The organism is Polaribacter filamentus (genome assembly GCF_002943715.1).
Classification (GTDB): domain Bacteria; phylum Bacteroidota; class Bacteroidia; order Flavobacteriales; family Flavobacteriaceae; genus Polaribacter; species Polaribacter filamentus.
Genome location: NZ_MQUA01000014.1, coordinates 177,635 through 193,936 on the forward strand (window position 1 = coordinate 177,635; position 16,302 = coordinate 193,936).

20 protein-coding genes and 2 pseudogenes are annotated in these 16,302 nt (G+C 31.2%); 11 read left to right on the forward strand and 11 right to left on the reverse strand.

All coding sequences use genetic code 11. The features are described from left to right. Window positions 1–75 precede the first annotated feature (75 nt). Together accC and BST83_RS17515 are read left to right on the forward strand one after the other, a co-directional pair. Window positions 76–1,416 carry an acetyl-CoA carboxylase biotin carboxylase subunit gene (gene accC, locus BST83_RS17510; RefSeq protein WP_104811050.1) on the forward strand — a complete coding sequence of 447 codons (1,341 nt, stop codon included), beginning with the start codon at window positions 76–78 and terminating at the stop codon, window positions 1,414–1,416. A gap of 84 nt (window positions 1,417–1,500) precedes the next feature. Continuing rightward, the gene (locus tag BST83_RS17515) at window positions 1,501–1,950 is read left to right on the forward strand and encodes an Lrp/AsnC ligand binding domain-containing protein (RefSeq protein ID WP_104811051.1); all 450 of its coding nucleotides are present in this window, start codon (window positions 1,501–1,503) and stop codon (window positions 1,948–1,950) included. Between the two features lie 219 nt (window positions 1,951–2,169). Here the strand turns inward: BST83_RS17515 and BST83_RS17520 are convergent, their stop codons facing one another. Beyond that, window positions 2,170–2,466 (reverse strand): transposase, encoded by a 297-nt coding sequence (locus BST83_RS17520; RefSeq protein ID WP_170062817.1) that lies wholly within the window; start codon window positions 2,464–2,466, stop codon window positions 2,170–2,172. An 8-nt stretch (window positions 2,467–2,474) separates the two neighbouring features. Next, window positions 2,475–2,879, reverse strand: a complete 405-nt coding sequence (locus BST83_RS17525; RefSeq protein WP_104811053.1) for a hypothetical protein — start codon at window positions 2,877–2,879, stop codon at window positions 2,475–2,477. 560 nt (window positions 2,880–3,439) lie between these two features. On the opposite strand from BST83_RS17525, the gene BST83_RS17530 reads away from it, so the two are divergent. The 5 genes from BST83_RS17530 to BST83_RS17550 all read left to right on the forward strand — a co-directional run bounded on the left by BST83_RS17530 (window position 3,440) and on the right by BST83_RS17550 (window position 8,872). Then, complete coding sequence (locus tag BST83_RS17530; RefSeq protein ID WP_104811054.1) at window positions 3,440–4,318, forward strand: IS982 family transposase; 879 nt, start codon at window positions 3,440–3,442, stop codon at window positions 4,316–4,318. Between the two features lie 328 nt (window positions 4,319–4,646). Continuing rightward, window positions 4,647–7,517: a TonB-dependent receptor gene (locus BST83_RS17535; protein ID WP_104811055.1), complete on the forward strand. Its 2,871-nt coding sequence runs from the start codon at window positions 4,647–4,649 to the stop codon at window positions 7,515–7,517. Between the two features lie 90 nt (window positions 7,518–7,607). Next, window positions 7,608–7,916, forward strand: coding sequence for a PLP-dependent aminotransferase family protein (locus BST83_RS17540; RefSeq protein ID WP_104811056.1), 309 nt, complete (start codon window positions 7,608–7,610; stop codon window positions 7,914–7,916). Between the two features lie 69 nt (window positions 7,917–7,985). Then, window positions 7,986–8,582 (forward strand): pyridoxal phosphate-dependent aminotransferase, encoded by a 597-nt coding sequence (locus tag BST83_RS17545; RefSeq protein ID WP_240614892.1) that lies wholly within the window; start codon window positions 7,986–7,988, stop codon window positions 8,580–8,582. Then, on the forward strand, window positions 8,579–8,872 hold the full coding sequence (locus BST83_RS17550) for a hypothetical protein (protein ID WP_146092202.1): 294 nt from the start codon (window positions 8,579–8,581) through the stop codon (window positions 8,870–8,872). Before BST83_RS17545 ends, BST83_RS17550 begins: the two co-directional genes overlap by 4 nt. Here BST83_RS17550 and BST83_RS17555 read toward each other — a convergent pair. From BST83_RS17555 to BST83_RS17570, 4 genes are read right to left on the reverse strand one after another with little or no spacing between them, the layout of a single operon-like run. After that, entirely contained in the window at window positions 8,862–9,629 is a 768-nt protein-coding gene (locus BST83_RS17555) for a UDP-2,3-diacylglucosamine diphosphatase (protein ID WP_170062818.1), read from the reverse strand. The two genes, BST83_RS17550 and BST83_RS17555, sit on opposite strands and share 11 nt — an antisense overlap. 15 nt (window positions 9,630–9,644) lie before the next feature. Further along, window positions 9,645–11,216, reverse strand: coding sequence for a S41 family peptidase (locus BST83_RS17560; RefSeq protein WP_104811059.1), 1,572 nt, complete (start codon window positions 11,214–11,216; stop codon window positions 9,645–9,647). Then, window positions 11,209–11,634, reverse strand: coding sequence for a deoxycytidylate deaminase (locus BST83_RS17565; RefSeq protein ID WP_104811060.1), 426 nt, complete (start codon window positions 11,632–11,634; stop codon window positions 11,209–11,211). The genes BST83_RS17560 and BST83_RS17565 overlap by 8 nt, the downstream gene beginning before the upstream one ends. 55 nt (window positions 11,635–11,689) lie before the next feature. Further along, window positions 11,690–12,271 (reverse strand): HupE/UreJ family protein, encoded by a 582-nt coding sequence (locus tag BST83_RS17570; RefSeq protein ID WP_104811061.1) that lies wholly within the window; start codon window positions 12,269–12,271, stop codon window positions 11,690–11,692. Window positions 12,272–12,366: 95 nt separating this feature from the next. On the opposite strand from BST83_RS17570, the gene BST83_RS17575 reads away from it, so the two are divergent. After that, entirely contained in the window at window positions 12,367–12,951 is a 585-nt protein-coding gene (locus tag BST83_RS17575; RefSeq protein ID WP_104811062.1) for a DUF4202 domain-containing protein, read from the forward strand. Window positions 12,952–13,126: 175 nt separating this feature from the next. Here BST83_RS17575 and BST83_RS21725 read toward each other — a convergent pair. Next, window positions 13,127–13,258 (reverse strand): annotated as a pseudogene (locus tag BST83_RS21725) (glycoside hydrolase family 88 protein); the annotation flags it as partial. On the opposite strand from BST83_RS21725, the pseudogene BST83_RS20900 reads away from it, so the two are divergent. From BST83_RS20900 to BST83_RS17590, 3 genes and pseudogenes are all read left to right on the forward strand, one after another. After that, a pseudogene (locus tag BST83_RS20900) lies at window positions 13,242–13,361 on the forward strand (IS982 family transposase); the annotation flags it as partial. The pseudogenes BST83_RS21725 and BST83_RS20900 sit on opposite strands and share 17 nt — an antisense overlap. A 490-nt stretch (window positions 13,362–13,851) precedes the next feature. Then, window positions 13,852–13,965, forward strand: a complete 114-nt coding sequence (locus BST83_RS21730; RefSeq protein WP_437438463.1) for a hypothetical protein — start codon at window positions 13,852–13,854, stop codon at window positions 13,963–13,965. Further along, window positions 13,950–14,159, forward strand: a complete 210-nt coding sequence (locus BST83_RS17590) for a mannonate dehydratase (protein ID WP_240614854.1) — start codon at window positions 13,950–13,952, stop codon at window positions 14,157–14,159. Before BST83_RS21730 ends, BST83_RS17590 begins: the two co-directional genes overlap by 16 nt. A 9-nt stretch (window positions 14,160–14,168) precedes the next feature. Here BST83_RS17590 and BST83_RS17595 read toward each other — a convergent pair whose 3' ends face one another. From BST83_RS17595 to BST83_RS17610, 4 genes are all read right to left on the reverse strand, one after another. Beyond that, window positions 14,169–14,324: a helix-turn-helix domain-containing protein gene (locus BST83_RS17595; RefSeq protein ID WP_104811353.1), complete on the reverse strand. Its 156-nt coding sequence runs from the start codon at window positions 14,322–14,324 to the stop codon at window positions 14,169–14,171. After that, entirely contained in the window at window positions 14,300–14,611 is a 312-nt protein-coding gene (locus tag BST83_RS19990; RefSeq protein ID WP_170062819.1) for an AraC family transcriptional regulator, read from the reverse strand. Before BST83_RS19990 ends, BST83_RS17595 begins: the two co-directional genes overlap by 25 nt. 371 nt (window positions 14,612–14,982) lie before the next feature. Next, window positions 14,983–15,372 carry a hypothetical protein gene (locus BST83_RS17605; RefSeq protein ID WP_104811066.1) on the reverse strand — a complete coding sequence of 130 codons (390 nt, stop codon included), beginning with the start codon at window positions 15,370–15,372 and terminating at the stop codon, window positions 14,983–14,985. Further along, window positions 15,369–16,283, reverse strand: a complete 915-nt coding sequence (locus BST83_RS17610) for an SGBP N-terminal domain-containing protein (protein WP_146092203.1) — start codon at window positions 16,281–16,283, stop codon at window positions 15,369–15,371. Before BST83_RS17610 ends, BST83_RS17605 begins: the two co-directional genes overlap by 4 nt. Window positions 16,284–16,302 lie beyond the last annotated feature (19 nt).

The window sequence follows — 16,302 nt, forward strand, 5'->3', positions numbered from 1 at the left end:
TTCTAGATATTTAGACGTTTTAGACGCTAAATAATCAAACAATCCAATTATCTAACTAAATCTAAACTTTAAAAGATGTTTAAAAAAATATTAATTGCCAATAGAGGGGAAATTGCACTTCGTGTAATTAGAACCTGCAAAGAAATGGGTATAAAAACTGTGGCAGTATATTCTACTGCAGATGCAGAAAGTTTACACGTTAGATTTGCTGATGAAGCTGTTTGTATTGGTCCACCTTCAAGTGCTGAATCTTATTTAAAGATGTCTAATATTATATCTGCTGCAGAAATTACGAATGCAGACGCAATTCATCCTGGATATGGTTTTTTATCTGAAAACGCTAAATTTTCTAACTTATGTGAAGAACATAATATTAAGTTTATCGGTGCTACAGGGAAGATGATTGATCAAATGGGAGACAAAGCAAATGCTAAAGCGACCATGAAAGCTGCTGGTGTGCCTTGTGTACCAGGATCTGAAGGTATAATTGCTGATTTTGCAGAATGTGAAAAATTAGCAAAACTTACAGGATACCCTGTAATGCTAAAAGCTTCTGCTGGTGGTGGCGGTAAAGGAATGCGTGCTGTTTATAAAGCAGAAAATTTAAAAGACGCTTGGGATTCTGCTAGACATGAAAGTAAAGCTGCTTTTGGTAATAACGATATGTACATGGAGAAGCTTATTGAAGAGCCAAGACATATTGAAATTCAAATTGTTGGAGATTCTTACGGAAAAGCGTGTCATTTATCAGAAAGAGATTGTTCTGTACAAAGACGTCATCAAAAGCTAACAGAAGAAACACCTTCACCGTTTATGACTGATGAGTTAAGAGAACAAATGGGAAATGCAGCTGTAAAAGCGGCTGAATTTATCAATTATGAAGGCGCAGGAACTATAGAGTTTTTAGTTGATAAACATAGAAATTTCTACTTTATGGAGATGAATACTCGTATACAAGTAGAGCATCCAATAACAGAAGAAGTCGTGAATTACGATTTAATTCGCGAACAAATTCTTGTAGCTGCAGGGGTGCCAATTTCAGGTAGAAATTATTATCCACAATTACATGCTATAGAATGTAGAATTAATGCAGAAGACCCGTATAATAACTTTAGACCATCTCCTGGAAAAATATTAACTTTACATACTCCTGGAGGTCATGGAGTAAGAATGGATACGCATGTGTATGCTGGTTACACAATACCGCCAAATTACGATTCTATGATTGCTAAATTAATTGTTACTGCTCAAACAAGAGAAGAAGCAATTAATAAAATGAAAAGAGCTTTGGATGAATTTGTAATTGAAGGCATTAAAACGACCATACCTTTCCATAGACAATTAATGAATCATCCAGATTATGTAGCGGGTAATTACACTACAAAGTTTATGGAAGATTTTGTGATGAAACCCTAAAATATTTTATCAAATATATATTCAAAATAGAGAATACATATTTGTATTCTCTATTTTTTATCTTTAAGCTAAAATTGGATATCTATGAAAATTGACGGAATTGATAAAATAATCATTAAAAGTCTTGTAAACGATGCAAGAACGCCTATACTTAGTATTGCTCGAGAAGTAGGTGTTTCTGGAGCTGCCATTCATCAACGGTTAAGGAAATTAGAAAAATCGAAGTTAATAGACGGCTATAAAATGGTGATCAATCCAAAAATTTTAGGATACTCCACGACCGCCTTTATTGGTGTTTTTTTAGATTCCTCAAGCCTTTATTCGTCAGCAATAAAGCGATTAAAAGAAATTCCCGAAATTATAGAAAGTCACTATACAACGGGTAATTACGCCATTTTTATTAAGGTTTTGTGTAAGAATAACGAAGATCTAATGCAACTTTTAAACAAGGATATCCAAAACATTAAAGGCGTATCTAGAACAGAAACTTTTATTTCATTAGATCAACAGATTGATAGGCAGATAACTATTTAGGTAAAGCTATTTTAACGATAGACTTCTACCTTTGAAAGAGGTTTATAAATGATTTATCCAATAAATTAAATTACAGTTCTTTTTTATTTCGTTTTTGTTTAGATAAGAAACTTTACAAGAGGTTTTATCTTGTTTTAATTATTTTGGCTTTAGTCTAATTTATATATGTTAAATTGATAATGTCTTTAAATTCAGACAAAGCTGAAAAAGAAGTAACTATCAGCGCGACTGTTTTTTTATTGGACTTTTATTTCCATCTATGATTGCTTTTAATGCATACCAATTTAAATAATTTTGTGAATATTTTGATGAGACTCCATTGAATTTCTCTAGCCATTTTTTTAAATATTGTGCGGTTTGATTGACATGTTGAACACGATAAATTCCTTTTTTTACATACCCTTTGGCTGATACTTTTATTGTTTGATGCTCAAGTTGATTCTCTTTAGCAAAAGCTTCAAGACTTCTATACTCATCTGCACATAAAACTGTCTTTGGGACTAATTTATCCTTCAAAATATCATTTATATTTCCCCCGATATGCTACCTCTTGTGGCAACTTGTAAATGTTTATTTCCCTTTCTATCACAACTTATAAGAATTGCTGCTTTATCTTGATTGATGCCTTTTTTCTTTTTTATAAAAGCACTTTTACCTCTCTTTTTTGGCAATCGTTTTGGGCTTTGGTTTCCTTTTTCTAAAAATTCAATAAAAACAGCATCATTCTCACAAATTCCTGATAGCATTTGTTCTTTTTGGACCTTACCTAAAGCAGCAAGTATTTTATGTCTACAATCAAAAGAAGTTAGCTTGCTGATACCTGTTAATTTAATACATTTATCAAGGCTATAACCTTCCAGCATATTAGGAATATAAACTTTTAATAGTTCTTTTTTCTTTAAATGAGCTGTTACAGTGCCCGCACTCACTCTAAAATTCTTCTTGCAAGTCTGACCTCTTGCTTAACAACACATTCACGCCATTCGTCATTATTAAAGGGCTACTAAACGCTACGTGAGTTGCTTTTTGGCAAAAATATTATTTATTTAAAATAGTATTTATAAGTTGGGGGATTTATAAATTGATCCAAAAAGGACTGATTTTTCATTCTTTTTTTAATTATAAATAGTTTGAGTTTTTTTATTTTTTTGGCCTAGACATTAAAAATTAAATTTACTTATTTAAGTTCAGAAAACAAATTTTTTAGATATCTAGCCATTTATAGATAATTTGAAGAAATTGCCTTCTGTTAAAAGGTTTAAATAGATAATCATATTACTAAAGATGAAAAGTTTAATCTTTATGCTATTAATATGTTTTTTGTTGAGGTTTGTTATAACTCATTAGAAAATAAAATCTCGGGTATTAAGAGTTTTAAGAGTGGTTATTTATTAGATAAACCCGTTGTGCATTATAAATAGTTAAAAAAAGTTATTCATTTGACTATTAAAAGGCGTATATTTAATTGACAATCAATCGATTAAATACAATGAATAACTTTAGAGCAAATTACGATAAAATTTTAGAAGTCTTAGCCACAATTACAGAAAAGGAACAATTTTTACGTCAAAACAGGAAACCAAAACTAAAAGACATTGAATTAATCGCTATGAATTTAACAGCAGAATATATGGGTATAGACAGTGAATGTCAGTTGTTTCGGGATATTCCAGAATATTTGTTTGCTAAAATAGAGCGATCAGTTTACAATAAACGGAAGCGAAAATTATTTTTTGCCATTGAATTTATAAGAACTCAACTCTCCAATAAGTTCACGGAGTTTGAAAACTATTATGTAGTAGATAGTATGCCTTTGGAGATTGTAAAACTCTCAAGAAGCGGGAGAAGTAAAGTTTGTAAGGAGTACTTTTATTCAGCCCCAAATAGAGGTTATTGTGCTAGTCAAAACATGTATTATTATGGCTATAAAATACATGCTGTTTGTTCTATTGATGGCGTGTTTAAAAGTTTTGATATTAGCAAAGCTTCTGTACATGATATTCATTATTTAAAAGACATTAAAAATCAGTTTAATAACTGTGTGGTTTTAGGGGACAAAGGATACCTAAGTGCGGACTATCAGTTAGATTTATTTGAGAGTAAACAAATTAAATTAGAAGTTCCAATGCGTAAAAATCAACAGAATTACAAAAAACAAACGTATATTTTTAGGAAGAAAAGAAAACGAATTGAGACCTTGTTTTCTCAACTTTGTGACCAGTTTAAAATACGGAATAATTATGCGAAAACTTTTGAAGGTTTTAAGACAAGAATTCTCTCAAAATTAACAGCATTAACTATCATTCAATACATTAACAAATTTGTCTTTAACAGGAATATAAACAATTTAAAAGTCAATATTGTTTAAATGCACAACGGGTTATAATTAATTTACAATTAGGAGCGAATAACTTTTTAAATATTTACCTAACTAAACAAAATAATTTTACTGATAGTATTGGTTTATGGGATGCTACACAAATGGGAGAAAATGGCTAGTTTTACTATATAAAATGGAATTTAAAACTACAATTATTAAACACTTAATTCTTTTTTGTTGTTTTCTTTAAAAAAAATGCAAATTTTTAGGGTATTTTTTTTGTTTTTCTGTCTTATATAATAAATCGGTTCTCTCTTTTTACTTAAGTAAGACCCAATTAAACACATTTCAGATTTATTAACTAAATAATTTATTTATGAAACTAAATAACATTTTAAAAAATTTAATGTTTTCTTTTTTGTTTTTGCTGTCATTAACAATGGCAGCTCAAACTATTAAAGGAAAAGTAACAGACGCTTCAGGTGGTACTTTACCATACATGAATGTAGTTCAAAAGGGAACTACAAACGGAACGGTTACCGATGATAACGGTGAATTTACCATAACGGTAAAAAGTTTACCAACAAAGTTAGTGATTTCTTCTATGGGTTTTATGACCAAAGAAATAACGGTTACAAACACTACTTATGTAACAATCGTTGTAAGTGAGGACAACGCACTAGATGAGGTTGTTGTTATTGGGTCTAGAAATCCAAATAGAACAGCGATAGACTCTCCTGTGCCAATTGATATTGTAGATATTAAGGAATTAATAGCAACGTCTCCACAAGTAAATTTAAATCAGATTTTAAATTTTGTGGCTCCTTCATTTACCTCTAATACACAAACCATTTCTGATGGTACAGACCACGTAGATCCTGCAGCTTTAAGAGGTTTAGGGCCAGATCAAGTATTGGTGTTAATTAACGGAAAAAGAAGACACACCTCTTCTTTGGTAAACGTAAACGGTACTTTTGGTAGAGGTTCTGTGGGAACGGATTTAAACTCAATCCCTGCAGCTTCTATTAAAAGAATTGAAGTTTTAAGAGATGGTGCTGCTGCACAATATGGTTCTGATGCCATTGCTGGGGTAATTAACATTGTATTAAATGAAACTGTAAACGAGTTGTTATTTAATGTTACTACTGGTGGTCATTTTAGTAAAAACTCTAACGGACAAACTGGGGGTGTAGATGGTGAAACTATTAATATTAGCGCTAATTATGGTTTGCCTTTAGGTAAAAATGGAGGGTTAATTAACTTTACCGGAGATTTTGATTATAGAGAAGACTATAACAGAATGAAAGAATGGGAAGGAAGTATTTTTAATTTGTACAACACCGTAGAAAGATTTGCAAATAATGATGGTTATGATTTGTCTAAATTATTAGATAATGATGTTAACGACGTTATACAGTATGCAAATTCAGCAGGTATCAATTTAAATGGTGCTAGCACAAAAGCTGATTTACGAACTATTTTATCTGGTGATAATACTTCTGCAGAATTAACAGCTAGAGGTTTAGATAGAGCAGATTTTAATATGAGAGTAGGACAATCTCAAGTGCGTGGTGGTCGATTTTTTGTAAATCTTAAATTACCTTTAGATGATAATGGTACAGAATTGTACTCTTTTGCTGGTTTAAGCTCTAGAACTGGTAATTCTGCTGGTTTTTACAGACTTCCAAACCAAAGCAGAACTTATACTCCTGCTTATATGAATGGTTTTTTACCAGAAATTAACTCTACCATTACAGACAAATCTGTTTCTATGGGGATTAAAGGTATTGTAGGTGATGCTTGGAATATAGATTTTTCTAATACTTACGGTAAAAACTCTTTCTTATATACTATTGGTAATACGTTTAATGCATCACAACAAAATGCATCACCAGCTACTTTTGATGCAGGTGGATTTTCTTTTATGCAAAATACTATCAATTTAGATATCAATAAATTTTATGAAGATACTTTTCAAGGATTAAACGTTGCCTTTGGATCTGAATATAGATTAGAAAACTATGAAATTATTTCTGGTGAAGAGAGTTCTTATGCACAATATACCGCAGCTGGTGAAGTAATTAAATTGCCAACTCAATCACCATCTGTAGACTTCTTTGGAAGCGGAAGACCAGGTGGTTCTCAAGTGTTTCCTGGCTTTAGCCCTGCAAACGAGTTGTCGAGAGGTAGAAGTAGTGTAGCAGGTTATATAGATTTAGATGCAACATTATCTGATGCATTTTCTGCAACATTTGCAACACGTTTTGAAAACTATTCAGATTTTGGTTCTACCTTAAACTTTAAACTAGCAGGTATTTATAAAGCTTCAGAAAATTTTAGATTAAGAGGTTCTTTTAACACTGGTTTTAGAGCACCATCTCTACAACAATTAAACTTTAACTCTACGTCAACTATTTTTCAAGATGGTATCCCTGTAGAAGTTGGTACTTTTTCTAATGATAGTAGAGCTGCAAAATTACTAGGGATTCCTCAATTAAAAGAAGAAAAATCTAGAAGTTTTAGTACTGGTTTTACGGCTAAATTACCTGAGTCTAACATTACTTTATCTTTAGATGGATTTTTAATAAATATAGATGATAGAGTAGTTTATACAGGTCAATTTAAAGGTCCAGGAACAGGCACTGAATTAGACAACTTGTTGTCTCAAGCAAATGCATCTGCAGCGTCTTTCTTTGCTAATGCAATAGATACACGTTCTAGAGGGATAGATTTAGTAATTACCCACAAAGCAGATATAGGTTCTGGCTCTAGACTTACAACAGACTTAGCGGCAACCTTATCTAAAACAGAACAAGTTGGTGCCATAAATTCTTCTGAAGTACTAAGAAATGCGGGTTTAGAGAGCACTTATTTTTCTGAAGATAGCAGAATTTTCTTAGAAGAAGCTGTGCCTAGAACAAAAATAAATTTAACCAATAACTTTACTACGGGTAAATTTAATATCTTTTTAAGAAACGTTTATTTTGGTGTAGTTTCTGAAGCAACAAATTCAGTAGCAAATCAACAAGATTTTGCTTCTAAAATAGTTACAGATTTATCTTTTGGTTACAAGGCTAGCGAAAGCTTAACGATGACTATTGGGGCTAATAACTTATTAGATGTATATCCAGATAGAGCTATTCAAGCGAACAGAAGTGATGGTCGTTTTGATTGGTCTAGAAGATCTCAACAATTTGGTATTGGTGGTCGTTTCTTATTTGCAAGAGTAAGTTTAAACTTAAAATAATAACTACTCCTTTTTATTTTAAAAATAATTTTTTGAAAAGCTCTCAAAAGTACTTTACTTTTGAGAGCTTTTTTCTAAAAAAAATTGATTATGATTGCTATCAATAAAAATATCTTAGCCTTAAAACCTTCTGCTACTTTAGAGATTAATCAAAAAGTAAAAGAATTAAAAAATAAAGGTAAAACTATTTTTCATTTAGGTTTTGGGCAATCGCCTTTTTCTGTTCACAAATCTATTGTTAAAAAACTTCGAAAATACGCTACTGTAAACACCTATCTTCCAACTTTAGGGTTGCCCGAATTAATAAATCAAATAGGCGTTTTTTTAAAAGAACATCAAGGCATTACGGACACAAATAGAGCTGTTTATATTGGTCCAGGGAGTAAAGAACTTCTGTAGCAAACGATACTTTTATTAGAAGGTGTTTTTCTGATTCCGAAAGGAAGTTGGGTAAGTTACGGCCCACAAATACAAGCAAAAGGAAGCCGTTTTAAAATACTTTCTACAGATTTTGAAAATGATTTTAAATTAAAAGCTACAGATTTAGATGCTTTTTGTAAAATGGACACCTCAAAACAAAAAACTTTGATTTTAAATTCACCCAATAACCCAACAGGAGCTGTTTATACAGCACAAGAATTAACAGAAATTGCTGCTATTTGTAAAAAATATGGCGTTATTGTTTTGTCTGATGAAATTTATTCTCAACTAAATTTCAACGCAAATTACAGCCCTAGTATTTGTACATATTACCCTGAAAAAACGATTGTTTTTGGCGGGCTAAGTAAAGTGTTTTCTGCTGGTGGTTATAGATTAGGATTTATGTCTTTACCAAAAGAATTTAACTATTTAGAAACAAGTTTTAAAGCATTGTTTAGTGAAACTTTTAGTAGTGTTTCATCACCAATACAATATGCGGCAATAAAGGCTTTTAAAATGGATATAAAATTGCAATTGTATGTTGAACAGCAGTCTGAAATTTTAAAAAATATTGCTGCCTTTGTGAAAACCGAATTAGAACTGGCACAGGTTAGTTGCACAAAAGCACAAGGGGGTTTTATATGATGATTGGTTTTGAAAAACATAAAAAGCAACTTAAAAAATTAGGCTTTTTAACAAGTAAGCAATTAGCAGATTATTTATTAGACACTTATAGCGCGGCATTATTACCAGCTTCCGATTTTTATTTTAATAAGGATGAGTTTTGGTTTCGATTGGCATTTGTAGATTTTAATGAAAAAAAAACGCTTAAAAAAAACAGCCAATTAAATTTTGATAAATCGTTTGTAAAAAAGAATTGTCCAAATGTATTTTATGGGGTAGAAAAGCTAAAAGAGTTTGCTTTTACTCTTTAAAAGAAACTACGTTAAATTTATTTTCTACATACTCGCCATACGTAAAATACTGAATCCAATCGCCTAAATTTATATACGTAGAATTCTGTTGTAATTTAATTTCTAAAGGTAAGTGTCTGTGACCAAACACAAAATAATCATAGTGTTTTTCTGTGAGTTTTTGTTTACAATATAAAATGAGCCACTCGTTTTCTTCGCCTAAAAATTTAGCATCTTCATCCCCAGAAATAAGTTTGTTTTTAACAGACATATACTGCCCTAATTTTACGCCCAAATCCGGGTGAAGCCATCTAAACAACCATTTAAATAAAGGAAATGTAAACACCTTTTTCATGCGTTTATAGCCTTTATCTCCAGGACCTAAACCATCACCATGACCAATTAAAAACTTTTTATTGTTGATGAGAAACTCCTGTGGTTCGTGATATACAGTAATGTTTAGTTCTTTTTCAAAATAATCATGCATCCATAAATCATGGTTCCCAACAAAGAAATAAATAGGAATTCCGGAATCTTTAATTTCTGCTAATTTTCCTAAAACACGCACAAATCCTTTAGGAACAACTGTTTCATATTCGAACCAAAAATCAAACAAATCACCCAATAAAAAAATAGCTTCTGCGTCTTTTTTAATTCCGTCTAACCAAGCAACAAACTTTTTTTCTCTGGGGAAACTTGCTGCCGCAGTTGGTGCTCCAAGATGTTGATCTGAAGCAAAATATACTTTTTTATTTTCTGATGTAGTTATTGTAATCATTGGTGCAAAGAAAAGCTATTCCTTTTTACTTTCCAACTCTAAAACCTTTTGTAACATTTTATCGTCTTCATGTATAATTCTATAAAAGCCAATATCACCAAAAAGAGCACTTGCAATAGATGCTTTTAAGTATTTTTTAATACCTTCTTGTGATTCAGAAGATAGCTTTGCCCATTTTTTTATGTTCGTTAAATAGCTATTTAAAACAGTGTTATCTTTATCAAAATCGGTAATAAAGCTATTTACAGTCCATTTTGATAATTTTTTACGGTTGTTATCTACGTACTCAAAAGCAAAATTATTTATTGAATTAAAATAGAAATTTGAGAGGTAAGAAGTTGTGTCTATAGCAACAAAAATATCAGGAATAATGCCACCTCCGCCGTATACTATTTTTCCTTTTGGAGTTTTGTATTGTAAAGAATCTACTACTTTAATGCTGTCTCTGCTTAACAATTCTCCGCTTGCTATTCTTTTTTGATAATCTTTGTAATAGTTTCTTTTTTTGCCATTTGTATATGGTTTTTGAATAGAGCGCCCAGTAGGAGTGTAATATCTCGCCGTTGTTAAACGAACTGCCGAACCATCGCCTAAATCCATTTCTATTTGCACTAGACCTTTACCAAAAGAACGTCTTCCAATAATGGTTCCTTTATCATTGTCTTGCAAGGCTCCTGCCACAATTTCTGAGGCGGATGCAGAGTTTTCATCAATTAAAACATACAAACCACCTTTTTCAAAAGAGCCTATTTCCGTAGCAAAAAACTCTTCAATTTCTTCTTTGTTGTTTTTTGTAAAAACCATGAGTTTGTTGTCTTCTAAAAACTCATCAATAATTCTATTTGCAATATCTATGAAGCCACCACCATTTCCGCGTAAATCTAACACCAAAGATTTCATGCCTTTATTTATTAGCGTAGTCATTGCAGATTTGAATTCTATATATGTATTTCTCGCAAAACGATCTAGTTTTATATAGCCAATAGAATCGGTCATCATATACGCTAAATCGACACTTTTTATGTTTACTTTTCCGCGAGTAACATCAATCTTAAATAAAGAATTGTTGCTTTTTCTATAAATTTGAAGAGTTACTTTGGTTTCTGGTTTTCCTTTTAAGTATTTAGGAATATTATCACTTTTAATTTTTTTACCAAACAAAGTGTCTTTATTAGCCATTAAAATGCGGTCTCCCGCTTTAATACCCGCTATAACACTTGGGCCACCTTTTATAGTTTGAACAACCGTAATTGAGTCTTTGATCATTCTAAATTGAACGCCGATTCCCACGAAATTACCTTGCATACTTTCTGTAACTGCTTGTAAATCTTCTTTAGGAATGTACACTGAATGTGGATCTAATTCTCCCAACATTGTTGTGATTGCGCCATCTAACAAGCTGTCGGTATCAACTTTATCTACATAATCTTGTTCAATAAAATTAATCAGTTTTTTAATTTTTAACTCTTTGGATGGTGTTTTAGAAAACGAGAATAATTCGTTCGAATTTCCGCCAAAAAAAACGCCAATTAAAATACCAATAACAACAGCAATTGAAAAATATATGGGCAAACTATTTTTATTCATAAGGTAAATGTTTAATTTCTACACCAGCTTTTTCTAAAAAATCTAAACCAGCATCATCTCTGTAAGCTTTTGCATATACAACACGCTTTATACCTGCTTGATGTATTAATTTACTGCACTGTGTACAGGGTGATAATGTAATGTATAAAGTGGCGTTTTTAGCAGATTGTGTAGAAGAAGCAACTTTTAAAATTGCGTTAGCTTCTGCATGTAAAACCTCCCATTTTGTTACTCCTTCTTCGTCTTCACAACAATTATCAAAACCAGTTGGTGTTCCGTTGAAACCATCAGAAATAATCATTCTATCTTTTACAATTAAAGCGCCAACTTGTTTGCGTTTACAATGCGATAATTTACCCCATTCTAAAGCCATTTTTAAATAAGCTTTATCGTATTTTAATTGCTTTTTTTCTGTCATGAAACGAAAGTATAAAGATTTGTAGAATTAGGATGTTAATTAATAGACAAAAATATTACCAAAAAACGCTATCGATCATCATTTGTATAGAGAAACCAATAACTATGGATGAAAAAACTAAAATCCAATCTCTTCTATTTACGTTAAATACATTTTGAAAGAAGAAACCAAGACTTAAAATTGATAGCACTATAATTACTTGTGCAGCTTCAATTCCTAATGCGAATTCTAGCAATGGTAAAACTTTATCTTCTTCTTGGCCAATCATCATTTTAAAGTAATTGGAAAAGCCTAAACCATGAATTAATCCAAAAAATAAGGCAAAAACTAAGTTGATATTTTCTTTTCCTTTGGATGTTTTTTTCGCGGTAAAAAGATTAATTACAGCTGTAATAAAAATGGTTAACGGAATTAAAAACTCAATTAAATCTACGCTGATTTGTACAATTTCAAAAGCGGCTAAAGCCAAAGATAGTGAATGACCTAGTGTAAATAAGGTTACTAACCACAAAACTTTTTTCCATTGTTTAAAAGAAAAAACAACCGTCAAAACGATTAGAAATAAAATATGGTCAATGGCAGAAAAATCTAACACATGATTTAAACCCATTTTAAAATACAGCATAAAATCGTCCATATAAAATCTTAATTTAAAAGTTGTCAAAGATATTAAAAACTAGTAAATATTACAATTTTGAAACGTTTACATTTGTGTTAGATAAAAATGAAATAATGGAACTTACACGTTTTGAAATGGCAATGCTATTTATTGATAAGGAAAATTCAGAAGATATAAACACGATTATAATTGATGGCGTAAAACAATCTAAAGAATTATTGTATTCGCAAAGAATGACCAAAAAGCTTTTGCAATTTGAGCCGAACGCGTCTGAAGCACTTCAAATAGGGGCAAGAGCGCAGCATATTTGTCGCTGGAAAATTGCCAGAAACGAATATGCAATGGATAGAGTTGGGTATTTAAAATGGCGTGAAACTTTGAAAAAAATGCATGCGAGTATTACATCAGAAATTTTACAAAAAGTTGGTTTCGATACTCAATTTATCAATCGGGTTGAAAATATAATGCTAAAAAAATTTCTCAAAAAAAACGAAGAATCTCAAACTTTAGAAGACACGATTTGCTTGGTTTTTTTAGCTGATTATTTTGAGGAGTTTGCAGAAAAGCATACAGACGAAAAAGTAATCGATATTCTAAAAAAAACATGGGTAAAAATGTCTAAAAAAGGACACAATGCGGCTTTAACTATTTCTTTTTCTGATAAAAGTTTTGCTTTGGTAAAACAAGCTATTTCCTAAAAATTTTCTAATAGGTTAAATCCTCATTGCTATAGAAATAATGAGGCTTTGCCATTTCTATTGATTCACTTCCTGCTGGTATTCCTAAATTCTTCATCGTTTCACCGCTAGATAAACATTGAAAATAAATTCTACTTTTATAACCTAAACAACGCAAACTATTTGAATCGCGCGCAATTGCGCCAGCAGAAACATCTCTTGGTTCATTTGGAATATTTGGAGCATCAAAATCCCAATACGGAATATCGTCTTCTGGTAAGTTTTTAAGGTTTAATATGAACGCAGTAGTTTCTTTTGCTTGGTTTAAAACTAGAATAGTAGCAAAAATAACATCTTTAACAACAATACAGTACATCAATAAGTTAATTTTTAATAGAAATATAAACAATATTAAAATTAGTATAATTTAAAATGCACAACGGGTTTATTATTCTTTATATGGGTACTCATGAATTAGCCGTATTTAAAATTGAAACTCAAATTTGAGCTTTGGGGAACGGCTATTTTATATAATGGCGTTATGAGCCAGAAAGTTATTGAATGAAGGCAATTCCTGTTTTTGCAAAAGATAACGAAACCAGCATACCTCATTTTGAATTCATAAATACTGTAAGATCTGTTCCCTAAGAACTATTCTCAGAAGGAACTTTTATAATGCCTAATATTAGAAATAGTCATGTGATTATAGGGCGTATTCCTTCTGCTATAGGTAAAACCGGACAAGGAGCTATTGGAGCAAGAGAAAATCATTTACTATGAGTGATGGCTTTTATGGAGGAAATACCTCACGTGCACGCGTACATCAATAACCAGAAACTAAGTCTAACAATAGTTGGTGTTCGTAGCTATTCCTAACAAAATCTGTTCTCTAAGAAAAGCATAGAAAAGTTTAAAATCTTTATAGGTTTTAAAAATATGGTCTGTTGCAACTTATGTATTTCTACAGACGGGTTAAAGGAAACTTTTACGAGGCCAATCATTTGGAAGGCGATGTGGATATGTACAGTATTATAAAGGAGGTTGTGGTTGAAGGACACAGGAGAAAGGCAGCAGGAATAAAAAATGCATTAATCCCTATGCGCCAGATCACTGCCATCAAATACTGGACGATTTGCATAAAAAAAACGAATCCTGGATATTCAGGAGTAGGAAGATTAAGAGGCTTGGCTGAATTGAGAGGTTTAGAATTAGGGATTGTAAAAAGTTAGGCTTAATATTTATTTTCGTTGACTTTGCTTATAGTTTCGGGGTGATTTCCCCATAAATTTCTTGAAAATTCTTGAAAAATATAAGGGATCTTCAAATCCAACCTTGTAGCTTATTTCTTTTATACTTAAATCTGTATAGTTTAAATATTCGCAAGCTTTTTGGATTTTTTTAAGTTAAAAAAAACAACAATAGGGTAACCAGTTTTATTTTTAAACTTGGTGTGTAAATATGATTTTGAGTAGTTAAATTTTTCTGCAATCTCGTCTATTGTGAAATTCTGAATTAAATTATTTATTAAAAAATCTTTAATTCGGTCTATTAAGGTGTCATTTTGTATTGTGTCTATATTTAATTCAAAATCATGATAAATAAAGGAGCTAATTAAATTTAGACTTAAGAGATTGGCATATTCAATATAGTTTTCTAAATAATTACTACTAAATAAATTCAATATTTTTTCAAATAGTTCAATTTTAGCAACTGAAAAAGGAACGTTTTTGTAATTGCTTGAATGTGTTGATGAGTATCTTTCATATAGTTCAGGTGCAAGTATTCCTTTGAAATGAAACCAATAAAAATGATTGTGCTTGAGAATTATAAGTGCATAAATTTTTGATAATAAATATTTTAAATTAAAAATTAAAGAACAGGTTATCCTTATTTTTTCATTTATAAAACAACATTAGAAAAGCTAATAATGTAAAAACACCTCAAAACAAGAAAAATAGAAACAATAGATTTTCGGTGATAAGCTAATCTTTGAATAGCCTCTAAAGTTAATTACAAAATAACTAAGAGGCAGATTCTAATATACTCTTGGGTTTATTCTACTACCTCAAAGTTGTCATGCGTGTTAAAGTATATGTATGCACTATAAGAAGTCCCTACAATTTCAGCTTTATTCTGACCACTTATAAGTTGGATTGGATTTGATTTAGCCCCATCACTTGTAAAAGACATTATATACGGAATACCGTTTACAGTATATTCTATCTTTGTGGATTTAAAAATACCACTTCCTTCAGCATTTGTTTTAATTAACACTGCATAATTGGTATTCGGCTTTATACATTCTCCCTGTAATAGCGCCGATCCGTCCACATGCACAAAAGCGATACTCGTGGGAGTTATTGTTTTAAATTGTTCGTCTTTTGAACAACTAGATAAAAATATTATAAATGTAATTAAGATGCAATATGATGTGCGCTTCATAACGATTTTTTTAAATTAATTTTAATTTCCTTAAAATTTCCATCAACACTAACTTTATAATTGCCTTCATTTAAGTTGTTGAAAATCACCTCCCCATTATTAACTGTTCGGGTGGATAAAATAACCCCCTCTATACTTAAAACCACTTCTTCCTTTTCTACAGGAAATAAAACCTTAATTGCTCCACCTTCATAACAAACAGCCTCTTTTTTATAGTAGCTAGCAGTTACGGTTTTAACAACAACCGTCCACTGCTTAACTGTTGTTTGATCTTCAGATAGTACAGTAAAAACTACCGGATTTGTATAGTTTAATGCGTTGGCTCCTGAAATTTGTTTTGCGTTTCCGAGGTAAACTGAAGCGCCAGAACTGATAACAAAATTAGCGTTCAAGGCAGTTATGTCCTGACCTTTATTGAGATATACTGTAATTTGAGAACCTTCAATTACTACGTTGTTTGAAATAATATCTTTAAAACTAACGTCTAACATTTGAGCTCCTGATTGTAAAGCTGGACTTGCAAAAGCATAAGCCTGAAAAAGGTCTCCATATTGCTCATTTGTTTTAAACGGTATGGTTTTATTAATACTCTTTACAGCATTTTTTCCCGAATCATAAATTTTGAAACTAATTGTTTCATTATTTACATTTGAAAAAACAGTCAAATAGGCATAATGTCGCTTTTCACTTGCCACATAGATCACATTGGTAATTCCACGACACTCCCCATTTACAAAGGCAGCAACTTTATCATTAGGACTAACTAATCCAATTCCATCACTATTCAAAAACCCAACAAATGTCATGGTGTATTGATAATTATTTTGGTTTACAGACCAATTTGGATCCTGTCCAAAAATGGAGTTACTCATTAAAAACAGCGCTATGACAGAATATATATGATTTTTCATTTTTTGAAATTTATTTCAT

Excerpts from the sequence above, each read along its gene's own strand:
- BST83_RS17570 (WP_104811061.1), bottom strand. The coding sequence starts at position 12,271 with ATGGACGATTTTATGCTGTATTTTAAAATGGGTTTAAATCATGTGTTA.
- BST83_RS17555 (WP_170062818.1), bottom strand. The coding sequence starts at position 9,629 with ATGATTACAATAACTACATCAGAAAATAAAAAAGTATATTTTGCTTCA.
- BST83_RS17605 (WP_104811066.1), bottom strand. The coding sequence starts at position 15,372 with ATGAAGCGCACATCATATTGCATCTTAATTACATTTATAATATTTTTA.
- BST83_RS17530 (WP_104811054.1), top strand. The coding sequence starts at position 3,440 with ATGAATAACTTTAGAGCAAATTACGATAAAATTTTAGAAGTCTTAGCC.
- BST83_RS17515 (WP_104811051.1), top strand. The coding sequence starts at position 1,501 with ATGAAAATTGACGGAATTGATAAAATAATCATTAAAAGTCTTGTAAAC.
- BST83_RS17560 (WP_104811059.1), bottom strand. The coding sequence starts at position 11,216 with ATGAATAAAAATAGTTTGCCCATATATTTTTCAATTGCTGTTGTTATT.
- BST83_RS17535 (WP_104811055.1), top strand. The coding sequence starts at position 4,647 with ATGAAACTAAATAACATTTTAAAAAATTTAATGTTTTCTTTTTTGTTT.
- accC (WP_104811050.1), top strand. The coding sequence starts at position 76 with ATGTTTAAAAAAATATTAATTGCCAATAGAGGGGAAATTGCACTTCGT.
- BST83_RS17590 (WP_240614854.1), top strand. The coding sequence starts at position 13,950 with ATGTACAGTATTATAAAGGAGGTTGTGGTTGAAGGACACAGGAGAAAG.
- BST83_RS17540 (WP_104811056.1), top strand. The coding sequence starts at position 7,608 with ATGATTGCTATCAATAAAAATATCTTAGCCTTAAAACCTTCTGCTACT.
- BST83_RS17610 (WP_146092203.1), bottom strand. The coding sequence starts at position 16,283 with ATGAAAAATCATATATATTCTGTCATAGCGCTGTTTTTAATGAGTAAC.
- BST83_RS17550 (WP_146092202.1), top strand. The coding sequence starts at position 8,579 with ATGATGATTGGTTTTGAAAAACATAAAAAGCAACTTAAAAAATTAGGC.
- BST83_RS17565 (WP_104811060.1), bottom strand. The coding sequence starts at position 11,634 with ATGACAGAAAAAAAGCAATTAAAATACGATAAAGCTTATTTAAAAATG.
- BST83_RS17575 (WP_104811062.1), top strand. The coding sequence starts at position 12,367 with ATGGAACTTACACGTTTTGAAATGGCAATGCTATTTATTGATAAGGAA.